The 251-nt window shown below is 62.2% G+C and carries 1 pseudogene; it reads left to right on the forward strand.

Features of this window, described 5'->3' with window-relative positions:
* Positions 1-126 precede the first annotated feature (126 nt).
* Positions 127-251 (forward strand): annotated as a pseudogene (locus VSR34_RS39335) (IS6 family transposase); the annotation flags it as partial.

The raw sequence follows: 251 nt of genomic DNA on the forward strand, positions 1-251 counted from the left end.
GGAAAACGCGAGACTCTCCCTTCGGCGTCGTTTGTGCAAGATGCCTGAGGGAGATCCCCTCCGCCACATCACGCAAGCCGCTCAAAACGCCCCGAATTCCCATCGACTTGCGTGCTCATGCTCAGCTGGTGCGACAAGTTCGGCGCTGGATTCGCCCAGTGTGCAAAGGCGGCGCGGCGCAAGCGGGGCAGCACATGGCATCTGGATGAGATGTTCGTGACGCTGCGCGGGGAACCGTATCTGCTGTGGCG

The sequence above is a fragment of the Paraburkholderia sp. JHI2823 genome (assembly GCF_038900695.1).
Classification (GTDB): Bacteria; Pseudomonadota; Gammaproteobacteria; order Burkholderiales; family Burkholderiaceae; genus Paraburkholderia; species Paraburkholderia mimosarum.